At 72.9% G+C, this 17,328-nt stretch carries 23 protein-coding genes and 1 pseudogene; 14 read left to right on the top strand and 10 right to left on the bottom strand.

Annotation, left to right across the window (positions count from 1 at the left end; all coding sequences use genetic code 11):
- Positions 1-13: 13 nt before the first annotated feature.
- Together DEJ50_RS17095 and DEJ50_RS17090 are read right to left on the bottom strand one after the other, a co-directional pair.
- Positions 14-247, bottom strand: coding sequence for a DUF4287 domain-containing protein (locus DEJ50_RS17095; RefSeq protein ID WP_150208851.1), 234 nt, complete (start codon positions 245-247; stop codon positions 14-16).
- Between the two features lie 83 nt (positions 248-330).
- Positions 331-636 carry an antibiotic biosynthesis monooxygenase gene (locus DEJ50_RS17090; protein ID WP_150208850.1) on the bottom strand — a complete coding sequence of 102 codons (306 nt, stop codon included), beginning with the start codon at positions 634-636 and terminating at the stop codon, positions 331-333.
- 178 nt (positions 637-814) lie between these two features.
- On the opposite strand from DEJ50_RS17090, the gene DEJ50_RS17085 reads away from it, so the two are divergent.
- Entirely contained in the window at positions 815-1,555 is a 741-nt protein-coding gene (locus tag DEJ50_RS17085) for a PP2C family protein-serine/threonine phosphatase (protein WP_150208849.1), read from the top strand.
- A 13-nt stretch (positions 1,556-1,568) separates the two neighbouring features.
- Here DEJ50_RS17085 and DEJ50_RS17080 read toward each other — a convergent pair whose 3' ends face one another.
- Positions 1,569-2,276, bottom strand: a complete 708-nt coding sequence (locus DEJ50_RS17080; protein WP_150208848.1) for a TetR/AcrR family transcriptional regulator — start codon at positions 2,274-2,276, stop codon at positions 1,569-1,571.
- Between the two features lie 62 nt (positions 2,277-2,338).
- On the opposite strand from DEJ50_RS17080, the gene DEJ50_RS17075 reads away from it, so the two are divergent.
- On the top strand, positions 2,339-2,941 hold the full coding sequence (locus DEJ50_RS17075; protein WP_150208847.1) for a hydrolase: 603 nt from the start codon (positions 2,339-2,341) through the stop codon (positions 2,939-2,941).
- A gap of 192 nt (positions 2,942-3,133) precedes the next feature.
- Positions 3,134-3,934: pseudogene (locus DEJ50_RS17070) on the top strand (SigB/SigF/SigG family RNA polymerase sigma factor); the annotation flags it as partial.
- Here DEJ50_RS17070 and DEJ50_RS35235 read toward each other — a convergent pair.
- The 3 genes from DEJ50_RS35235 to DEJ50_RS17055 form a co-directional block, all read right to left on the bottom strand.
- Positions 3,891-4,217, bottom strand: coding sequence for a hypothetical protein (locus DEJ50_RS35235; RefSeq protein WP_263399226.1), 327 nt, complete (start codon positions 4,215-4,217; stop codon positions 3,891-3,893). The pseudogene DEJ50_RS17070 and the gene DEJ50_RS35235 overlap by 44 nt on opposite strands.
- A 218-nt stretch (positions 4,218-4,435) precedes the next feature.
- Positions 4,436-4,828, bottom strand: coding sequence for an STAS domain-containing protein (locus DEJ50_RS17060; protein WP_190344545.1), 393 nt, complete (start codon positions 4,826-4,828; stop codon positions 4,436-4,438).
- An 88-nt stretch (positions 4,829-4,916) separates the two neighbouring features.
- Positions 4,917-5,264 (bottom strand): PRC-barrel domain containing protein, encoded by a 348-nt coding sequence (locus DEJ50_RS17055; RefSeq protein ID WP_150208843.1) that lies wholly within the window; start codon positions 5,262-5,264, stop codon positions 4,917-4,919.
- Positions 5,265-5,411: 147 nt separating this feature from the next.
- On the opposite strand from DEJ50_RS17055, the gene DEJ50_RS17050 reads away from it, so the two are divergent.
- Both DEJ50_RS17050 and pucL read left to right on the top strand, forming a co-directional pair.
- Complete coding sequence (locus DEJ50_RS17050) at positions 5,412-6,752, top strand: aspartate aminotransferase family protein (protein ID WP_150208842.1); 1,341 nt, start codon at positions 5,412-5,414, stop codon at positions 6,750-6,752.
- 264 nt (positions 6,753-7,016) lie between these two features.
- A complete protein-coding gene (pucL, locus tag DEJ50_RS17045; protein ID WP_150208841.1) occupies positions 7,017-7,934 on the top strand; it encodes a factor-independent urate hydroxylase in 918 nt (305 codons plus the stop codon).
- A gap of 9 nt (positions 7,935-7,943) precedes the next feature.
- Here the strand turns inward: pucL and DEJ50_RS17040 are convergent, their stop codons facing one another.
- On the bottom strand, positions 7,944-8,354 hold the full coding sequence (locus DEJ50_RS17040; protein WP_223837786.1) for a histidine phosphatase family protein: 411 nt from the start codon (positions 8,352-8,354) through the stop codon (positions 7,944-7,946).
- 160 nt (positions 8,355-8,514) lie between these two features.
- Between DEJ50_RS17040 and DEJ50_RS17035 the strand changes: the two genes are divergently transcribed.
- The 5 genes from DEJ50_RS17035 (at position 8,515) to DEJ50_RS17015 (ending at position 10,608) form a co-directional block, all read left to right on the top strand.
- The gene (locus DEJ50_RS17035; protein ID WP_150208839.1) at positions 8,515-8,736 is read left to right on the top strand and encodes a CbtB domain-containing protein; all 222 of its coding nucleotides are present in this window, start codon (positions 8,515-8,517) and stop codon (positions 8,734-8,736) included.
- Between the two features lie 84 nt (positions 8,737-8,820).
- A complete protein-coding gene (locus DEJ50_RS17030) occupies positions 8,821-9,597 on the top strand; it encodes a CbtA family protein (RefSeq protein ID WP_150208838.1) in 777 nt (258 codons plus the stop codon).
- Positions 9,598-9,622: 25 nt separating this feature from the next.
- Positions 9,623-9,871: a hypothetical protein gene (locus tag DEJ50_RS17025; RefSeq protein WP_150208837.1), complete on the top strand. Its 249-nt coding sequence runs from the start codon at positions 9,623-9,625 to the stop codon at positions 9,869-9,871.
- Between the two features lie 134 nt (positions 9,872-10,005).
- Positions 10,006-10,359, top strand: a complete 354-nt coding sequence (locus tag DEJ50_RS17020) for a hypothetical protein (protein ID WP_150208836.1) — start codon at positions 10,006-10,008, stop codon at positions 10,357-10,359.
- 63 nt (positions 10,360-10,422) lie between these two features.
- The gene (locus tag DEJ50_RS17015) at positions 10,423-10,608 is read left to right on the top strand and encodes a hypothetical protein (RefSeq protein WP_150208835.1); all 186 of its coding nucleotides are present in this window, start codon (positions 10,423-10,425) and stop codon (positions 10,606-10,608) included.
- Positions 10,609-10,688: 80 nt separating this feature from the next.
- Here the strand turns inward: DEJ50_RS17015 and DEJ50_RS17010 are convergent, their stop codons facing one another.
- From DEJ50_RS17010 to DEJ50_RS17000, 3 genes are all read right to left on the bottom strand, one after another.
- Positions 10,689-11,087, bottom strand: a complete 399-nt coding sequence (locus tag DEJ50_RS17010; protein ID WP_150208834.1) for a hypothetical protein — start codon at positions 11,085-11,087, stop codon at positions 10,689-10,691.
- Positions 11,088-11,155: 68 nt separating this feature from the next.
- The gene (locus DEJ50_RS17005) at positions 11,156-11,563 is read right to left on the bottom strand and encodes a RidA family protein (RefSeq protein WP_150208833.1); all 408 of its coding nucleotides are present in this window, start codon (positions 11,561-11,563) and stop codon (positions 11,156-11,158) included.
- Positions 11,564-11,632: 69 nt separating this feature from the next.
- Positions 11,633-12,109 (bottom strand): RrF2 family transcriptional regulator, encoded by a 477-nt coding sequence (locus DEJ50_RS17000; RefSeq protein WP_150212185.1) that lies wholly within the window; start codon positions 12,107-12,109, stop codon positions 11,633-11,635.
- Positions 12,110-12,129: 20 nt separating this feature from the next.
- Between DEJ50_RS17000 and DEJ50_RS16995 the strand changes: the two genes are divergently transcribed.
- The 4 genes from DEJ50_RS16995 (at position 12,130) to DEJ50_RS16980 (ending at position 17,278) form a co-directional block, all read left to right on the top strand.
- Positions 12,130-13,044 (top strand): hypothetical protein, encoded by a 915-nt coding sequence (locus tag DEJ50_RS16995; RefSeq protein ID WP_223837785.1) that lies wholly within the window; start codon positions 12,130-12,132, stop codon positions 13,042-13,044.
- 94 nt (positions 13,045-13,138) lie between these two features.
- The gene (locus tag DEJ50_RS16990) at positions 13,139-15,178 is read left to right on the top strand and encodes an FUSC family protein (RefSeq protein WP_150208832.1); all 2,040 of its coding nucleotides are present in this window, start codon (positions 13,139-13,141) and stop codon (positions 15,176-15,178) included.
- Between the two features lie 123 nt (positions 15,179-15,301).
- The gene (locus DEJ50_RS16985) at positions 15,302-16,018 is read left to right on the top strand and encodes a hypothetical protein (RefSeq protein WP_223837784.1); all 717 of its coding nucleotides are present in this window, start codon (positions 15,302-15,304) and stop codon (positions 16,016-16,018) included.
- A gap of 12 nt (positions 16,019-16,030) precedes the next feature.
- Positions 16,031-17,278 carry a sensor histidine kinase gene (locus DEJ50_RS16980; RefSeq protein ID WP_150208831.1) on the top strand — a complete coding sequence of 416 codons (1,248 nt, stop codon included), beginning with the start codon at positions 16,031-16,033 and terminating at the stop codon, positions 17,276-17,278.
- Positions 17,279-17,328 lie beyond the last annotated feature (50 nt).

The raw sequence follows: 17,328 nt of genomic DNA, 5'->3' as shown, positions 1-17,328 counted from the left end.
GGGGCCGGCGGGGTCAGGACGGGTGGTGTTCGGCCAGGGTGTGGGCCACCAGGGCGTTGGCGTGGCCGTGGCCCAGGCCGTGTTCGGTCTTGAGCCAGGAGACGAGTTCCATGTGCCTGGTCTGGGGGGCGGAGCGGATGAGGTCCTTCCATTCCGCGATCGGGCGGCCGTACTTCTTCTCGATGGAGGGGAAGTAACTGGCCGGGCCCTTGGGAGACTTGGGAGTCTTGGGAGTGGTGTCGGTCATGTCCTGCGCCTTCCGGTCGGTTCCTGTTGCAGGTAAGACCGGTGCGGGAGGGCGGACTCATCGGGTGCGCGGAGTGATCCGGGTCACATGGGTGGTGGTTCGAAGCTGAAGGCCACTTCGAAGTGTTCGACGGAGAGGATCCGCTGCCCCTCGCGCTCTGCGGCTTCCTCCCGGATCCGGGCGGCCTGTTCCTCGCTCGCCTGCATCGCCGCTTCGTCCTCCCACAGGGTCAGGGATGCAGCCTGTCCCGAGGCCCGGTCGACGAGGTAGTAGACGCCCCGGAAGCCGGGAGCGTCCCTGACCGGCTGGACGATCGCCTCGGATTTCGCGGCCAGGTCTCCTTTCGCCGGAACCGGTGAACCCTGGTACGTGCTCAGCCTCGCGAACATCGCCGGCGCTCCTTCCTGCCGGTCGGCCCCAGGTCCAGCGTGCTCCGGCCGGCCGGCCGCCGCATGCCGAGCCGCGGGCTGCCGGGCCGCCTGGCTGCCGGGCTGCCCCTCTCAGGGCCCGCGGGGCGACAATGGGGAGCGGGGGCACGGCGTCCGCTGCGGCGACAGGAGGGCCCAGGTGCCGTACATCTCCGTGACCGCATTGAGCCATGTCGGGCTGGTCCGCGAGCACAACGAGGACAGCCTGGTCATCGGCCCGTGGACGCTGTGCGGGACCGTCACCGACAACCCCCAGACGCTGCTGTTCCCGCTCGGCAGGCCGCTGGTCGTCGCGGTGGCCGACGGGCTCGGCGGACAGCCGGCCGGGGAGGTGGCCAGCGCCCTGGTCGTACGGCGGCTCGCCTCGCTCGGTACCTCGCTGGACGGCGACCAGCGCATCCGTGACGCGCTGGACCTCTGCAACCAGGAGCTGTACGCGGCGGCCGACGGCGAGCCCGAGCTGGCCACCATGGGCACCACGGTCGCCGGTGCGCTGGTCCTGCCCGAGACGTGGGTGACGTTCAACGTCGGCGACAGCAGGGTCTACGCGGCGGGCGAGGAGGGGCTGCGCCAGGTGAGCGTGGACGACAGCCCGCCGCCGCCCCCGGGACGGCGTACCACCTCGGCCGTGACCCAGACCCTCGGCGGCAGCAGGCTGTTCCAGGACATCGAGCCGCATGTCAGCGTCACCGCGCTGGCCGGGGCCGACCGCTATCTGCTGTGCAGCGACGGGCTGACCGATCCGGTGCCGGACGAGGACATCGATGCGGTGCTGCGGGTGCACGACGACGGCCGGGCCGCCTTCGAGCTGTGGAAGGCGGCCATCGAGGCGGGCGGGCCCGACAACATCACGCTGGCGCTCGTACGCATCGGTGAATAGCCGGCGCCGCCGGTTACCGGCCGGTCCGGGGCGGGCGGCGGGCGTCGCGCTCGGCCTCGAGTCCGGTGAGGAGGGCCTGGAGGCCGAACTCGAAACTCCTGGCCGGCGCCCCGGCGTAGTCCCCCGCCTCGGAGTCGTCGGGCGCCCCGATCCGGCTGCGCAGCCGCGGGAACCGCATCGCGACCTCGCCGGCCCGCTTCATGGTGTCCCGGAGCACGTCCTCCGCGTTCCCGCCGTCGCGGCCGAGCTTCCGGGTCAGGGAGGCGGTGGCGGAGGCCCCGAGGGCGTTGCCGAGGACAAAGGTGAAGACGGTGGCCGCTGCCTGGTCCGCCTCCTCGCCGGTGAACCCGGCCGCCTCGTAGACGGCGAGGCTGTGGTCGTCGTGGCGGGCCTTGCCGGCTCCGTAGAAGAGGTGCGAGGCGAAGGCCTGCACGAGCCAGGGGTGCCGGATGAACATGGCGTGCAGGTCGGTGGCCATGGCGGTGGCCGCCGTACGCCAGTCGACCGTGTCCAGGTCCGGCAGCCCGATCTCGTCCCACACCCGGTCACCGGCGAGCGTGACGAGGTCGTCCTTGTTCTTCACGTGCCAGTAGACGGCCGTGGCGGCCGAGTTGAGCCGGCGGCCGAGGCCGCGCATGTTCAGACCTTCCAGCCCTCCCTCGTCCAGCAGCTCGATGGCGGTCCGGACGATCTGGTCCCGGGTGAGCGTGTCGCGCGTCATACGCCCACGGTAGGGCGCGTGGCGCTCCGGCCGGCCGGTACACCGGTGCCTATGGTCGGTACATGGCAGCAGAAGCACCGCCACAGCAGCCGGAAGACCTGGGCCGCCTGGACCGGGGGACCGCGCTCGTCCTGATCGATCTGCAGCAGGGCATCCTCGCGCTGCCCACGGCACGGCCCGCGGACCGGATCCTCGCGAAGGGGATCGAACTGGCCGAGGCGTTCCGGGCCGCGGGGCTGCCGGTGGTACTGGTCCGGGTCTCCTGGTCCGCGGACGGCGGCGACCGGCCGCCGGCCGAGACCGACCGGCCGGGGCCGGCGGGGGTGCCGCCGGCCGGGTTCGCCGAGTTCCCGGCGGGCCTCGCCCGCGAGGGCGACATCGTGGTGACCAAACGGCACTGGGGCGCCTTCACCGGCACCGAGCTCGACCTCCAGCTGCGGCGGCGGGGTGTCGGGAGGATCGTGCTCGCGGGGATCTCGACGAGTGCCGGGGTGGAGTCCACGGCGCGGAGCGCGTGGGAGCACGGATACGGGCTGGTCTTCGCGGAGGACGCCACGGCGGACCTGGACGCGGACTCGCACGCCCATACGTTCGCGAAGATCTTCCCCCGGCTGGGCCGGGTCCGTACGACCGCCCAGATCCTGCGGGCCCTGCCGGCCGGCTGAGTGCCGGCGGCAGGCGCGGACAGGCGCGGGCGCGCGTTTTCCCATGTAATGGGTGGTACGGGTGTTCCGGGCCCGGACTCGCTCGCGGGTACGCGGACGAGGGGCCGGGTATACCCAGAAAGAACAGCTCACGACGGCCTCGCCGCGCGCAGCGCGCGGTGCGACCCACCGCCGCCGGAGGAGCGATCGCGTATGGACCGTATGCCGGAGATCCCCGAGGAGCCGATCCGGGCCAGCACAGCGGAGGCCCGGACCCTGTCGGTGGCCCTGTTCCGCAGGCTGCGGGCCCTGGAGGAGGGCAGCGCGGAGTATTCGTACGTCCGCAACACCCTGGTCGAGCTCAACCTCAGCCTGGTGAAGTACGCCGCCCGCCGGTTCCGCAACCGGAGCGAGCCCGTCGAGGACATCATCCAGGTGGGCACGATCGGCCTGATCAAGGCGATCAACCGGTTCGACCCCGAGCGCGGGGTGGAGTTCACCACCTTCGCCATGCCCACCGTGACCGGCGAGATCAAACGGTTCTTCCGGGACACCAGCTGGGCTGTGAAGGTCCCCCGCCACCTCCAGGAACTCCGCATCGACACCGCCAAGGCCTACGACGCCCTGGAGCAGAGCCTGGGCCGCGGGCCCAGCGACGCGGAGCTCGCCGAGCGCCTCGGGGTGCCGGAGGAGGAGATCGCGGAAGGCCGCAAGGCCGCCCACGCGTACTCCACCCGCTCGCTGGACGCCCCGGTGCAGGAGGACGGCGATGCGTACGCCACCACCCCCGGTCTCGGCGAGGAGGAAGCGGCGTACGACCGGATCGAGTGCGTGGAGTCCCTGAAGCCGCTCCTCGCGGAGCTGCCCGAGCGCGAGCGGACGCTGTTGTCGCTGCGCTTCGGCGGCGAGCTGACCCAGTCCGAGATCGGCGACGTGCTGGGGCTGTCCCAGATGCACGTGTCCCGGCTGCTCACCCGGACCCTGGCGCGGCTCCGGACGGGGCTGCTGACCGATCCCTCCCACGGTGACCGGCCGGAGGCTCCGGACCAGGACGGTCCGGAGCCGGCGGACACGGCACCTCCAGCCACACCGTCTTACCGCCCCGCCTGTCCGCGGACGGTGCCGAGCCCCAGCTCAGGGCGAGCAGCTCCAGCACGAGCAGGCCGTGCCCTCCCGGCACGGCGGGGTCCTGGCGCGGGCGGGGCCGCGGGGGCTCGGGGTTCCCGTCACTGACTTCGATCCGCAGGCGTTCCGGCGTACGGCGCAGGACGATCTCGAGCGGGCCGCCGGCGTGCATACAGGCGTTGGTGACGACCTCGGAGACCATCAGCAGGACGTCCTCGGCGGCCTCCTCCCGGTCCGGGTCCGCATCCCGGCCGTCGTCGGCGGCGCGGCCGGTCCACTGCCAGTCCGCGAGGGCCTGCCGGGTGAAGTCGCGGCAGCGGGTCACCACCCCGGCCGCCTGGCCGCCCTGGTCGCCGAGCACCATCCGGCGTGTCTGCTCCCGTACGTCGGTCATGGCGCGCCGCCCGAACCCGTGCCCGTACCCGCGCCGCCCGAACCCGTGCCCGTGCCGGCATCGGTGCCGGGCGCGAATGCGGCGGCCAGGTCCCGGTGGACGGTGAAGACCCCGTCCGCTCCGGTGATCGCGAACATCCGGGCCACCGGCCGCTGAAGCCCGGCCAGTTCCAGGACGCCGCCCGAGTCCTCGGCGGTCTGCCGGGCCCGGAGAAGCAGGTTCAGCCCGGTGGAATCGCAGAAGCGGAGCCGGGCGCAGTCCACCAGCAGCCGCCCACCGTCCGGACCGGCCTCGCCGAGAACCGCCTCGAGGACCTCCCGCAGCGGGGCGGCCGTGTCGTGGTCGAGTTCCCCGGACAGCGCCAGCACCGTACCGGCGTTCAGCTCCATGGCCACCACCGAGAAGTTTCCCGATGCGCCCGACGCTGCCGGTGTTCCCGGTGTTCCCGGTGTTCCAGACATCGCGAGGGCCTCCCCCTCACGAGTGTCCGTTGATGTAGTGCTGCTCGGTGAGGCGGATGAAGGCCGCGTCGTCCTGCTGCCCGCGCTCGAAGTCCGGGCTCTCCTTGATCTGCTTCTTCGTCGCCGAAAGGTGCACCGTCTCGGTCTCCAGGTCGACCAGCCGCACCTGCCCCGCAGGGACCAGCACGTGCCGGCGCAGGAGCCACGGCCCGGTGTCGACCACGATGTACGAGCGCCCCACGTCCGCGGAGTGCTTGTCGATCCGGCCCACGTGTCCGTCCGACGCGTCCACCCGGAACCCGGTGAGGTCCGCGCCCGCGACATGGCCGCTGCTCTTCGCATAGGCCCAGACATCCGTACCCATGACAGCCTCCAGCCCCCGGATGCGTCACCCCCCGCTCTGTCCTGCGCGCCTACCCGGGTGCCGGACCCCCAATCACCCGCGCCCGCACCTGACGAATCCCCGGCACATTCCCCGGGTGTCCACATCCCGGACGCATACTCTCGATACATGAACACAGACGTCGAGACCGTCAGAACGGCAGACCGGAAGCACGTCTTCCACTCCTGGTCCGCACAGGAGCTCATCGACCCGCTCCCCGTGGCCGGGGCCGAGGGCTCGTACTTCTGGGACTACGAGGGCACCCGATACCTGGACTTCAGCAGCTCCCTCGTCTACACCAACATCGGCTACCAGCACCCCAAGGTCGTCGCCGCGATCCAGGAGCAGGCCGCCAAGCTGTGCACCATCGCGCCCGGATTCGCGGTGGACGTACGCTCCGAGGCCGCACGCCTCATCGCCGAGCGCACCCCCGGCGACCTCGACAAGATCTTCTTCACCAACGGCGGCGCCGAGGCCGTCGAGAACGCCGTCCGGATGGCCCGGCTGCACACCGGCCGGCCCAAGGTTCTCAGCGCCTACCGCTCGTACCACGGCGCCACCACCGGGGCGATCAACCTGACCGGTGACTCCCGGCGCTTCGGCAACGACTCCGCCACCGCCGGGGTCGTCCACTTCTGGGGCCCGTTCGCCTACCGCTCCCCCTTCCACTCCTCCGGCGAGGTGGAGGAGTGCGAGCGCGCCCTGCGCCACCTGGAGGACACCATCGTCTTCGAGGGCCCGCAGTCCATCGCGGCGCTGATCCTGGAGCCGGTGGTCGGAGCCGCGGGCGTGCTGGTGCCCCCGCCGGGCTATCTGGCCGGGGTGCGCGAGCTCTGCGACCGGTACGGGATCGTCTTCATCCTCGACGAGGTCATGGTGGGCTTCGGCCGCACCGGCACCTGGTTCGCCGCCGACCACTGGGGTGTCACCCCCGATCTGCTCTGCTTCGCCAAGGGCGTGAACAGCGGCTATGTGCCGCTCGGCGGGGTGGCGATCTCCGCCGAGATCGCCGGCACCTTCGCCCGCCGCCCCTACCCGGGCGGACTGACCTACTCCGGCCACCCGCTCGCCTGCGCCGCCGCCGTGGCCACCCTCACCACCATGGCCGAGGAGGGCATCGTCGAGCAGTCCGCCCGTACCGGCGCCGAGCTGCTGGGCCCGGGCCTGCGGGCGCTGGCCGAGCGCCACCCGTCGGTGGGCGAGGTCCGGGGCCTGGGCACCTTCTGGGCGCTGGAACTCGTACGGAACCGGGAGACCCGGGAGCCGCTGGTGCCGTACGCCGCCTCCGGTGCCGACAACGCGCCCATGGCCGAGTTCGCCGCGGCCTGCAAGAAGGGCGGGCTGTGGCCGCTGACCGCCGGGAACCGCATCCACCTCGCCCCGGCCTGCAACATCGCGGCGGCGGACGTGGCCCGGGGCCTGGAGATCCTCGACGGAGCCCTGTCGGTCGCGGACGCCCACATGGCGTGACATCCAGGGATCCAGGGATCCAGGTGGTTCATCCAGTCCGCGGGTGCTCCTTCTCGGAGGTTTCGTCCCGTTCCCAGCGGGTCGCAAACATGCTGCAATCCGAAGAAGCACCTACGGACCGGGATGCACGTCAGTCCCGGGGCGGTCCCCCGGGGCCGAACGGCGGGGGGCGGCACACCCGGGCGGTTTCCGGGACGGGCCGCCGGACGCCGGGCGTACGGGATCCACTGATCCGGACTCCGTGTACCCGAAGGAAGACAGCGCATGAGCAAGCACGTCCTGGCCCAGAACCAGTACGGCAAGGCCGAGAACCGCATCGTCACGGTCACCCGCAAGGGCAGTGACGGCTCCTGGCACGAGATCCGCGACCTGAACGTCTCGGTCGCGCTCCGCGGTGAGTTCCGCGATGTCCACCTGACCGGCGACAACACCAACTGCCTGCCGACCGACACCACCAAGAACACGGTGTACGCCTTCGGCAAGGAGCACGGCATCGCCTCCCCGGAGGCCTTCGGCATCCTGCTCGCCAAGCACTTCGTCTCCTCGCAGACCCCGATCCGCGAGGCGCAGATCCGGATCGAGGAGTACGCCTGGGAGCGGATCCCGGTCCCGACCCGCAAGGAGCAGCACTCCTTCGTCCGCAAGGGCCAGGAGGTGCGCACCGCGCAGATCACCTACAGCGAGACCACCGGCCTCCAGGTCATCTCGGGGCTGAAGGACCTGACGGTCATGAACTCGACCAACTCCGAGTTCCACGGCTACATCAAGGACGAGTACACGACCCTGAAGGAGGCGTACGACCGGATCCTCGCGACCAAGGTCACCTCCCGCTGGGCGCACTCGGCGCTGGCCGCCGACGACCCGGAGTTCGACTGGGACCAGTCGTACCGGAAGGTCCGCAAGCACATGCTGGAGGCCTTCGCCGAGACCTACTCGTACTCGCTCCAGCAGACCCTGCACCAGATGGCCGAGCGGGTGCTGGACCACTGCCCGAAGGTGAACGAGGTCCGGCTGAACCTGCCCAACAAGCACCACTTCCTGGTGGACCTGGAGCCGTTCGGCCTCAAGAACGACAACGAGGTCTACTTCGCCGCGGACCGGATGTACGGCCTGATCGAGGGCACCGTCCACCGAGACGGGGTCACCCCGGTCATTGCGACCAGCGACTGGATCGTGGCCTGAGGCCCTGGCCTAATCGCAGGGCCCGCCCAGCCGCAGGTTCCACCGCCCCGCACGCCCGCTGAGCTCGGTGAGCGTGCGGGGTTTCGCGTCGAGCCGCCAGAAGGTCCCGGCCGGCAGCGCCAGCGCGTGCACCACCACCGCCCGGACGAACGCCTGGCCGGCCTCGATCCGGTGGGTGCCCGGGGCCAGGCCGTCCAGCCAGGTTCCTGCCCGGGCGACGAGTGCCGCGACGGACTCCCCGCCGGGCGGCGCGTACGAGGGGTCGGTCAGCCAGCGCCGTACGGCCTCCGGGTCCTCGGCCGCCACCTCGTCGAGTGTCCGGCCCGCCCACTCCCCGTGTTCCGGGCCGAACCGGCGCTTCCGCATGTCCTCGTCAAGGGCTGGGGTGACCAGCTGAACTCGTACGACGGGGGGATTCATAAGCGGAGGATAAACGCGGTACGGTCTCCGCGACATGACGACGGCAGGACGGAAGTACCGGTGAGAATCCGGCACGGTCGCGCCACTGTGAAAGTCAGACCCGCCTCCGTCGTCCCAGTGCACCACTGACCGGGACGCGTGTTCCCCTGGAGGTACTGCCATGGGTCAGTCCGCCATGCCCTCGGCGACGGGCTCCGTCGCCCCCATCGCCCCCATCTCGCTGAAGACCCTGGCCCCCTGGGCGGTCTTCACCGGAATCCTGATGCTGGTCCTGCTCTACTTCATCGGCGCGGAGCAAGGCGCCACCGCGGTCTTCGAGGGCGAGACCATCCACGAATGGCTGCACGACGGCCGCCACCTGCTCGGCTTCCCCTGCCACTGACGTCGCACGTCTTCCCCGCTCCCCACTCCCACCCCCCACACCCACCGACGTTGACATCGCTCCACAACGCGAGGGAACCGAACCATGAACTCCCCCTCTGTCCGCGCGCTGCTCGTGCGCGGCATGCTCGCCGGCCTCGCGGCCGGCGCGCTCGCCCTGCTGGTCGCCTACTTCCTCGGTGAGCCGAAGGTCGACGCGGCCATCGCCATCGAGGAGGCGGCGGCTGCGGCCGAAGGCTCCGGTCACGACCACGGCGAGGAGGCCCCGGTCAGCCGGACCCTCCAGGCCACCGCCGGCCTCGGCACCGGCGTCCTGCTCTACGGGGTCGCGCTCGGCGGCATCGCCGCGCTCGTCTTCTGCTTCGCCCTGGGACGCATCGGGCGCTTCTCGCCGCGTACCACCGCCGCCCTCACCACCCTGGGGCTGTACGTCACGGTGACCCTGGTCCCGTTCTTCAAGTACCCGGCCAATCCCCCGGCGGTCGGCGACCCGGAGACGGCGGGCCGGCGCACCGCCCTCTACCTGCTGATGATCGCGCTGAGCGTGCTGCTGGCCGCGGGCGCGGTGATCCTGGGCCGGCGGCTGGCTCCGGCGCTCGGCAACTGGAACGCGAGCGTGGCGGGCGCCGTCTTCTTCATCGCGGCGGTCACCCTCTCGTACGCCCTGCTCCCCGGCATCGACGAGATCCCCGCGGACTTCCCGGCCACCCTCATCTGGCAGTTCCGGCTCTCCTCGCTGGCCATCCAGACCGCGCTGTGGGCGAGTTTCGGCCTGGTCTTCGGAGCTCTTGCCGAACGTCTGCTTGTCCCGGCGGGCGGCTCCCGGGAAGCTGGCAAGGAGGCGGCACAGCCTACTGGTTGACGCGTATGAACGGCGGGGGGCCGGGATGTCACAGACGGCGATCTGGGAGTGGCGGGGCTGGACGGGGGCGGCACCGCTCTGGCTGAACGCAGTCCTGCTGGCCCTGATCCCGTTCACCTCCGGCCCGCTCCCCGCCCAGATCGCCGTGATCACGGCGCTGGCCGCCCTGGGCGGCCTGATCCGCCAGCTCTGGTTCGGGGACTACGGGCACCCCGCCGTCCACCTCGCCGCCGCGCTGATGGGTGCGGCGGCGGTGGCATGGGTGCTGGTGTGACCGCCACCGGCTGACCCGGCCGGGGGGCTCCGGACGGGCCCTCTGTCGGCCGGGGGAGGTGTCTTCGTCCGCCGGTCGGGGGCATCTGCGGGCCCGGCGGGGAACCGCCCGGCGTGTCGGGGCACATGGCCCGCATGAGCGGGACGCGCTACGCACTCACGAGAGCCCTGGCGGTGGGCTGCGTGGTGCTGCTCGCGCTCTTCGCCCCCGGTACGGCCTGGTCCGCGACCGGCGCGGCGGAACCGCGGACCGCCTCGTCCGCCCCCGCAGAACCCTCGGCCCCGGCCGAAGGGCAGTCGGATCCCGCGCTGGATCCGGAACTGCGGACGGCGGTACGGGGGGCGGCGCGCGGGACGGTGCCGGTCCGGCGTCCGCCCGTGCAGGGTGCGTGGGCGGCCGTGGTGCCGGCCGCGCGCGGCCTCTCGTACGACCGGCTGGAACCCGGTGCACCCCGGTGGGCCGTGCGGGGTGTGGTGCTGCGCTGCTGACCGCGCCGAGCGGCAGCGAGCGAACCCCCCACACCAGCCCCATCGACACCCCGAGGTGCCGTCATGCCCATCGACCCGTACGCAGCCCTGAACGCCATGATCCGCGCCGAGGCCGCCCGGTTCACCCCGCCGCCGCCGAAGCCGGCCGCCACCGATCCGGACGGGCCGGTGGCCGAGGCGGGCGGCACTGCCTCCGCCGGCGCCCCGCAGCGGGCCACCGCCGAGGCCGCCGCCGCACCCGCCGACTGACCGCCGCCGCGCCCGCATCGGGCCGGTCACCTGCGGTCGTGGAACCGCACGGTGACCGGCCCGGGAGGCCTACGGGGTGCTCAGTCCTCACGGGTGTAGTAGCGGTAGAAGGCGATCAGGCCCACGCCCGCGCCGACCGCCAGGGCAAGGCAGGTGGAGCGCATCACGCTCTCGCCGGACAGGCTGTAGAGGTAGCCGAAGGTGATGCCGGCGAAGGCGCCGTACGCGGCGGCGTGGAGCTCGCGCATGAGTTTGGGGCCGAGGCGGGCGAGGGCGAACATGCCGGCCGCGAAGAGCAGGCCGCACAGGATGCCGTAGAACACGTTGGCCGCGTCCACGGGCCCCATCTGACGCTTCATGAAGGCTGCGTAGACCCCGTAGACCAGGCCCCAGGTCAGGGGGCCGACGTACGCGGTCCAGCTCAGGTGGCTGGTCTCCGCCCGGTGCCGCCGGGCGGCGGTGGGTGCCGCATGTGCCATGACAGGGGCTCCTTCCCTCTCCCCCCGTCCATCAAGGGCACACCCGGCACCCCGGTCCGGCAAGTGGATCAGGCGTGGCCGGCGGGCCGTACGGCCACGGCGTCCATTTCGAAGAGCATGCCGGGCAGGGCGAGGGAGGCGACGCCGATCAGGGTCTGGGCCGGCAGTTCGGTGCCCCAGGTGGCGTGCAGGTGCTCCAGCAGAACCTCCAGCCGGCTCTGGTCGTGGCCGACCACGTACGTGCCGATGCGGACCACGTCCGAGGGGCCGAGGCCGGCCGCGGCGAGTGCGGTGCGCAGGTTCGCGAAGGTCTGCTCGACCTGGCCCGCGAAGTCCTCGGAGACCACGGCGCCGGTCTCGTCGGAGCCGTACTGACCGGCTATGAAGACCTGCTCGCCGGGGGCGGAGACGATGTGGCTGTAGCCGAAGGCGGTGGGGTTGTGGAGGCCGGCCGGGTTGGTGATGCTGCGCGTCATTACTGGCTCCTCTGGCGTGTGCGGTCGGTGCGGCTGCAGCTGGGGCTGGTGTGCGGCGGTGGCGGGCCGTCAGCGGGCGGCTTCGAGCCAGGCACGCAGCCGCTGCGGCGCCTGGGGGGCCTGGATCTCGGCCTGTTGCCGGATCGCGTCGAGGGTCTGGGCGGCGAGTTCGCGCCGCCAGGCCAGTTCGGCCCGGGACATGGCGTGCGCGATGGCGCAGTCGGCGGTGAAGGACGCGGCCGGGCCGCCGCCGGGGCCCTGCTGCCGGATCTCCGCACACCTGAAGGCCTGGTCCGGCCCTTCCACGGCGGCGACCACGTCCATGAGCGAGATGCGGTCCAGCGGGCGGGCAAGCCTGAAACCGCCCTTCGGGCCGGGGGTGGAGCTGACGATGCCGGCCCGGGCCAGCGCCTGCAGCTGCTTGTTCAGATAGGCCGCGGGCAGGTCGTGCCAGGCCGCCAGGCGTGCCGCCGACACCGCCCGGTCCGGCCCGCTCCAGGCCAGGTTGATGCAGCTGTGCAGCGCCCATTCGACGCCCTCGCTCATCCTCATAATCTGGATATTACATGTCCAGATTACCTGGCAACCACCGGAACCACCCGCCCGCAGCAGCACCGCTCGCGCCGCGCGCGGTTCCGGCCTTCCCTGGTGACGTGCGCACCTTCCTCTCGGCGGCCCTCGTCGCGCTCCTGGTACTCCTGGTGCCACTGAGCGCGGTCGCGTACTGGGCCGACCGCGAGCTGGGCGACGTCGACCGCTACACCGCCGCCATGTCCCCGCTCGCCGAGGACCCCGCCGTCCAGCGGGTGGTGGTCACCCAGGCCACCCGGGCCATCTCCACGCAGATCGACGCCGGCCCCTTCCAGGGCGTCATGGAGACCCTGCTCGGCGATGCCCTGGAGTCCTTCACCGGCACGGCCGCCTACCGGACCACCTGGGACGCCGCCAACCACGCCGCGCACGCCGCCTTCCTGAAGGCGCTGAGCACCGGCCGCGGCGACGCCGTCACCCTCGACCTCGCCCCGGTCGTCGAGCGGATCAAGGGGGAACTCGTCGCCGGCGGGGTGCCCTTCGCCGACCGGATCCCCGTCACCCACACCGAGATCAAGGTCATGGAGTACGACGATCTCGGCGCGCTCCGGAAGGTCTTCCAGATGCTCCAGGTCGCCGGAATCTGGCTCCCGCTGCTGACCCTGGCCGTTGCCGTCGCCGCCGTCGCCGTCGCCGTCTCCCGGCGGCGGGCCCTGGTCGCGACCGGCCTGGGCCTGGCGGCCGGGGCGGTCCTGCTGTGGGCCGCCGTGCTGGTCTGCCGCCGGATCGTCCTGGCCGACCTGCCGGCCGACATCGACCGCCCGGCGGCCGGGGCCGTGTACGACGCCCTCACCGCCTTCCTCCGCACCACCGCGTGGATCGTGCTGGCCATCGGACTCGCCGCGGCCCTCGGCGCCTGGCTGGCCGGGCGCCTGCGCCGCACCCCATAAGCTCGGAACACGCACCGGAACACGGCAAAGGTCCCAGAAGAACCGATTCGCGAGCGGCGGCACTGAAGCGGCATGAGCACGGCATGAGCACGGCATGAGCACCGAACAGATACCGCCCGGCGAGCAGTCCGGGAACCGGCACGGACGGGCCGGACGGGCCCGGCAGGACCGGCACCATCCACTCGCCCCGCCCGAATGGCTGCTCCGGGGCCTGCGGCCGAGCAGCGCCCCCATCCCCTGGGCCGCCGCGGCCCGGGCCGGCATCGCGATGGCCGCCCCGCTCGCCGTCGGGTTCGCCGTGGACGAGCCCGAGTACGGCGCCCTCGTCTCCATGGGCGCCCTGGCCGGGGTGATCGGCGACACCGCCGATGCCTACCGGATGCGCATCCTGAACATCGCCGTGCCCCAGTTCTTCGGCGCGGTCGGAGTCGCCCTCGGCACCCTGGTCTACGGCCGGGGCTGGCTGGCCGTCGCGGTCCTCACCCTGGTCGCCCTGGTCTCCGGGATGATCTCTTCGATCGGTACGGTCGCCTCCGTCTCCGGGCTGCTGCTCCTGCTCAACGCCGTGGTCGGCGCGGGGCTGGCACTGCCCCAGCCCTGGTGGACGGCGCCGGTCCTGCTGACCGCGGGCGGCCTGTTCGTCCTGCTGCTCAGCCTGCTCGGCTGGCCACTGCGCGGACGGCAGCCGGAACGCAGCGCGGTCGCGGCCACCTACCGGGCGGTCGCCGGCCTGCTGGACGCCGCGGGCAGACCGGCGTACGAGGAGCAGCGGCAGGCCGTCACCCAGGCCCTCAACCAGGCCTACGACCTGCTGCTGGGCCGGCGGGCCCGGGCCCACGGCCGGAGCCCCTCGCTGGTGCGGATGGCCGCGCAGCTCAACGCGGTCATCCCGCTGGTCGAGGCCGCGCCGGCCGCGCACCTGCGCGGCCGGCCGCTGCCGCCCGAGATCCCGGCGGCCGTCCGCCGGCTCGCCGACGCGGTCGCGGCGGGCAGCACCGAACCGCTGGTCCTGGACCTGCCCGCGCCCCCGGCGGGGGTGCCGTCGGCGCGGGCCATCGACTCGGCGGTACGGCACGCGGCCGGTGTCGTCCACGAGCCGGACCCCGACCTCTTCACCGTCGACGACCGGCTCGGCCGCCCGGCCGCGCTGCGGATCCGGGCCCGCCGGGCCGCCCGTGCCGCGCTGTTCTCGGGCGCCTCCTGGCGCTACGGGCTGCGGCTCGCCCTGTGCATCGGGCTGGCCCAGGTGCTGGTGTCCGTGGTCGAGGTGGAGCGCTCGTACTGGGTGGCGCTGACCGTCACCTTCGTCCTCAAACCGGACTTCGGCTCGGTGTTCTCCCGGGCGGTGCTCCGGGCCCTGGGCACCGCCGGCGGACTGGTGGTCGCGGCGGCCGTGCTGGCCGAGGTACCGCGCGGCTGGTGGGACGTTCCGGTGATGGCGGTCCTGGCCGCGCTCATCCCCGCCTTCTCGGCGAAGGGCTACGCCTTCCAGACCGCGGCGATCACCCCGGTCATCCTGCTGCTGTCGGACCTGCTGAGCCACTCCGGCTTCGACCTGATCCGGCCCCGGCTGCTGGACAGCCTGATCGGCTGCGCGATCGTGCTGGTCGCCGGCTATCTCCTGTGGCCGGAGAGCTGGCACACCCGGATCGGCGACCGGCTGGCCGACACGGTGGACGACGCGGCCTCGTACGTGGCGCGGGCCTTCGGCCCGGTCGGCTCGGAAGCGGCCCTGCGTGCCGCCCGGACCGCCCGGGTGCAGGCCCGCCGCCGTATCTACCGGGACCTGGCGGACGTCCGCAACGAGTTCCAGCGGGCGCTGACCGAGCCGCCGCCGACGGGGGCGCGGGCGGCGGCCTGGTGGCCGCTGGTGGTGGCGGTGGAACGGATCGTGGACGCGACCACGGCGGCCCGGGTGCGGGTCAACCACGGAGCGGCGCCGCCGGGGGCGGCGGAGGTCGCGGGGATCACGGCCGAGCTGCGCGCCCTGGCCGAGGCGGTCCGCCGCCACCCGGCCCCACCGGCGCCCCGCACGGCCCCGCCCCCGCCGCAGTCCGCCGTACTGGCCCCGCTCCACCAGGAACTCTCCGCGGCCCGCACCATCACCGCCGGCCCCACCCCGACCGCCTCCTGAGGCGCGGGCGGGCCCGGGGGGCCGGAGGTGCCGGTGCGGGGGTGCGGGGATGCAGGGGTCCGGGGGTCACCCGGATGGGTGCGTGTCCGGGCCCGGCTCCGCGCAGCGGGAGAGCATCGGTACATGCGGCTCCCCCTCGCCCGCGGCTGCACCGCCCTGGCCTTCGCGCTCCTGGCGACGGCCACGGCCACCGCCTGCGCCGATGTCGAGGGCCTGCAGAGCGAAGGCGACCTCGGCGAGGCGCACGCCCCGCTCACCCTGTGGGGCACGATCCACCCCTCACCCGCCGCCCCCGGCGAAAACCCCGGCACGGCCGCGCCCGTCCCGGGCCTGCCCCCGGTACCCGGCGGCAGCATGCGCGGGGTGGACGCCCTGGACGTGGTCCGGGCCGACATCACCTCCGCCACCCGCCGGGACAAGGGCACCGGCCGGCTGGTGGATCCCCGCGCCGCCCAGCGGCTCGCGCTCTGTACACAGGCTGTGGACGGCGGCCCGGACTGCCCGGTCCGCCCACCCGTGCTGCACGACCTCACCGGCGACGGCAAAGAAGACCTGATCACCGCCGTGGACCTGGACGGCCGCCTCAGCGAGCTCCGCGTCTACTCCGTACAGAACGGCAGAGTCACCCGCATCCTGGCCCGCCGCGCCGTGCTGGCGGGCGTCGAGGTGGCCGCCGACCATCTCGCGGTCCGCGAGCCCACCTCCACCCCCACCCTGGTGTCCATCTCCGACTACGAGTGGGATCCCGACTCCGGGGTGATGGCCCTCGCCGGACTGACCCTCGACGAATGCGCCCCCGCCAGGGACTCCACCACCGTGTGCGCCCCGAGCGAGACCTGAGGGGCGGCCGGAATGCGGGCGACAAGCAGTCTGCGCTGGAAGATCGCCGCCACCACCACCGCCGTGTGCTGCGCCGTCGCCGCCGTCCTCGGGATCCTCGTGCACAACGTGGTGTCCCGGCAGATCGCCGGTGAGGTCCGCAAGGACGTCCACCGCGAGCTCGAACACGCCCTCACCCACTACGAGTACGGCACCGCGCACGGCGATCTGAACAGCGCCGTCGACCCGCCCGCACTGCCCCCGCAGCTGCGCGCCCTGGTGGCCCGCGGCCGGACCGGCAGCATGGTCGGCGAACACCAGGGAAAACCGGTGATGTGGGCGGCCGGCCCCGCCGACGGCAGGGCCCTCGCCGTCTGGGTCCCGTACGAGAGCACGCGCAGCCGGCTCCGGGACCTGGACACCGCGATCCTGGCCTGCTCGGCGCTCGCCGCCGGCACGGTCGCACTCGCCGGGCTCTTCCTGGCCAACCGGATCAGCCGACGGCTGGCCACCACCGCCGCGGTCGCCCGCCGGATCAGCGCCGGCGATCTGGACGCCCGGGTCGGCTTCCCCTCCGAGGACACCCGCGACGGCCGGCGCCACCACGACGAGGTGCGCGATGTGGCCGTCGCCCTGGACTCCATGGCCCGCTCGCTCCAGTCCCGGCTGGAGGCGGAGAAGCGGTTCACCGCGGATGTGGCGCACGAGCTGCGCACCCCGCTCACCGGCTCGCTGGCCGCGGCCTCGCTGCTGCCGGAGGGCCGCCCCAAGGAGATGATCAACGACCGGCTGCGGGCCCTGCACCTGCTCACCGAGGACCTGCTGGAGATCTCCCGGCTGGACTCCGGTGTCGAGCGGGCGGATCTGGAACGCCTCGAACTGGGCCCGGCGGTCCGCCGGATCGTCGCCGCGAGCGGACTGGCGGCAGAGGTCACGGTGGTACGGGACGCGGTGGTGCTCACCGACCGGCGGCGGCTGGACCGCATCCTCGCCAACCTGCTGGCCAACGCGCACCAGCACGGGCGACCGCCGGTCGAGGTGACGGTGGACGGACCGGAGGTGGCGGTCCGCGACCACGGGCCCGGCTACCCGCCGGAGCTCATCGAGCGGGGTCCGCAGCGGTTCCGCACCGGGGACCCGGGCCGCGGGCGCGGCCACGGGCTGGGGCTCACCATCGTGGCCGGCCAGGCCGCGGTCCTGAAGATCGGACTGAGCTTCGCCCGGGCGCCGGACGGCGGCGCACTGACGAAGCTCACCCTTCCCCCGTTCCCCGGCAGTTGATCTTCGGCAAGTAACTGCCGGAAACGAGGCCGGGGCCGTGTTTCACGTGA

This window comes from Streptomyces venezuelae, assembly GCF_008642295.1.
Taxonomy (GTDB): Bacteria; Actinomycetota; Actinomycetes; order Streptomycetales; family Streptomycetaceae; genus Streptomyces; species Streptomyces venezuelae_C.
This window is presented reverse-complemented; position numbering and strand designations above follow the sequence as displayed.

What these genes read in the sequence shown, in the direction of transcription:
- DEJ50_RS17020 (WP_150208836.1), top strand. Translation starts at nt 10,006, where the DNA reads ATGAGCGGGACGCGCTACGCACTCACGAGAGCCCTGGCGGTGGGCTGC.
- DEJ50_RS17005 (WP_150208833.1), bottom strand. Translation starts at nt 11,563, where the DNA reads ATGACGCGCAGCATCACCAACCCGGCCGGCCTCCACAACCCCACCGCC.
- DEJ50_RS17030 (WP_150208838.1), top strand. Translation starts at nt 8,821, where the DNA reads ATGAACTCCCCCTCTGTCCGCGCGCTGCTCGTGCGCGGCATGCTCGCC.
- DEJ50_RS17090 (WP_150208850.1), bottom strand. Translation starts at nt 636, where the DNA reads ATGTTCGCGAGGCTGAGCACGTACCAGGGTTCACCGGTTCCGGCGAAA.
- DEJ50_RS35235 (WP_263399226.1), bottom strand. Translation starts at nt 4,217, where the DNA reads ATGCACGCCGGCGGCCCGCTCGAGATCGTCCTGCGCCGTACGCCGGAA.
- DEJ50_RS17060 (WP_190344545.1), bottom strand. Translation starts at nt 4,828, where the DNA reads ATGGAGCTGAACGCCGGTACGGTGCTGGCGCTGTCCGGGGAACTCGAC.
- DEJ50_RS17025 (WP_150208837.1), top strand. Translation starts at nt 9,623, where the DNA reads ATGTCACAGACGGCGATCTGGGAGTGGCGGGGCTGGACGGGGGCGGCA.
- DEJ50_RS17055 (WP_150208843.1), bottom strand. Translation starts at nt 5,264, where the DNA reads ATGGGTACGGATGTCTGGGCCTATGCGAAGAGCAGCGGCCATGTCGCG.
- DEJ50_RS17075 (WP_150208847.1), top strand. Translation starts at nt 2,339, where the DNA reads ATGGCAGCAGAAGCACCGCCACAGCAGCCGGAAGACCTGGGCCGCCTG.
- DEJ50_RS16980 (WP_150208831.1), top strand. Translation starts at nt 16,031, where the DNA reads ATGCGGGCGACAAGCAGTCTGCGCTGGAAGATCGCCGCCACCACCACC.
- DEJ50_RS17040 (WP_223837786.1), bottom strand. Translation starts at nt 8,354, where the DNA reads ATGAATCCCCCCGTCGTACGAGTTCAGCTGGTCACCCCAGCCCTTGAC.
- DEJ50_RS17095 (WP_150208851.1), bottom strand. Translation starts at nt 247, where the DNA reads ATGACCGACACCACTCCCAAGACTCCCAAGTCTCCCAAGGGCCCGGCC.
- DEJ50_RS17015 (WP_150208835.1), top strand. Translation starts at nt 10,423, where the DNA reads ATGCCCATCGACCCGTACGCAGCCCTGAACGCCATGATCCGCGCCGAG.
- pucL (WP_150208841.1), top strand. Translation starts at nt 7,017, where the DNA reads ATGAGCAAGCACGTCCTGGCCCAGAACCAGTACGGCAAGGCCGAGAAC.
- DEJ50_RS16995 (WP_223837785.1), top strand. Translation starts at nt 12,130, where the DNA reads ATGTCCAGATTACCTGGCAACCACCGGAACCACCCGCCCGCAGCAGCA.
- DEJ50_RS16985 (WP_223837784.1), top strand. Translation starts at nt 15,302, where the DNA reads ATGCGGCTCCCCCTCGCCCGCGGCTGCACCGCCCTGGCCTTCGCGCTC.
- DEJ50_RS16990 (WP_150208832.1), top strand. Translation starts at nt 13,139, where the DNA reads ATGAGCACCGAACAGATACCGCCCGGCGAGCAGTCCGGGAACCGGCAC.
- DEJ50_RS17010 (WP_150208834.1), bottom strand. Translation starts at nt 11,087, where the DNA reads ATGGCACATGCGGCACCCACCGCCGCCCGGCGGCACCGGGCGGAGACC.
- DEJ50_RS17050 (WP_150208842.1), top strand. Translation starts at nt 5,412, where the DNA reads ATGAACACAGACGTCGAGACCGTCAGAACGGCAGACCGGAAGCACGTC.
- DEJ50_RS17000 (WP_150212185.1), bottom strand. Translation starts at nt 12,109, where the DNA reads ATGAGCGAGGGCGTCGAATGGGCGCTGCACAGCTGCATCAACCTGGCC.
- DEJ50_RS17080 (WP_150208848.1), bottom strand. Translation starts at nt 2,276, where the DNA reads ATGACGCGCGACACGCTCACCCGGGACCAGATCGTCCGGACCGCCATC.
- DEJ50_RS17035 (WP_150208839.1), top strand. Translation starts at nt 8,515, where the DNA reads ATGGGTCAGTCCGCCATGCCCTCGGCGACGGGCTCCGTCGCCCCCATC.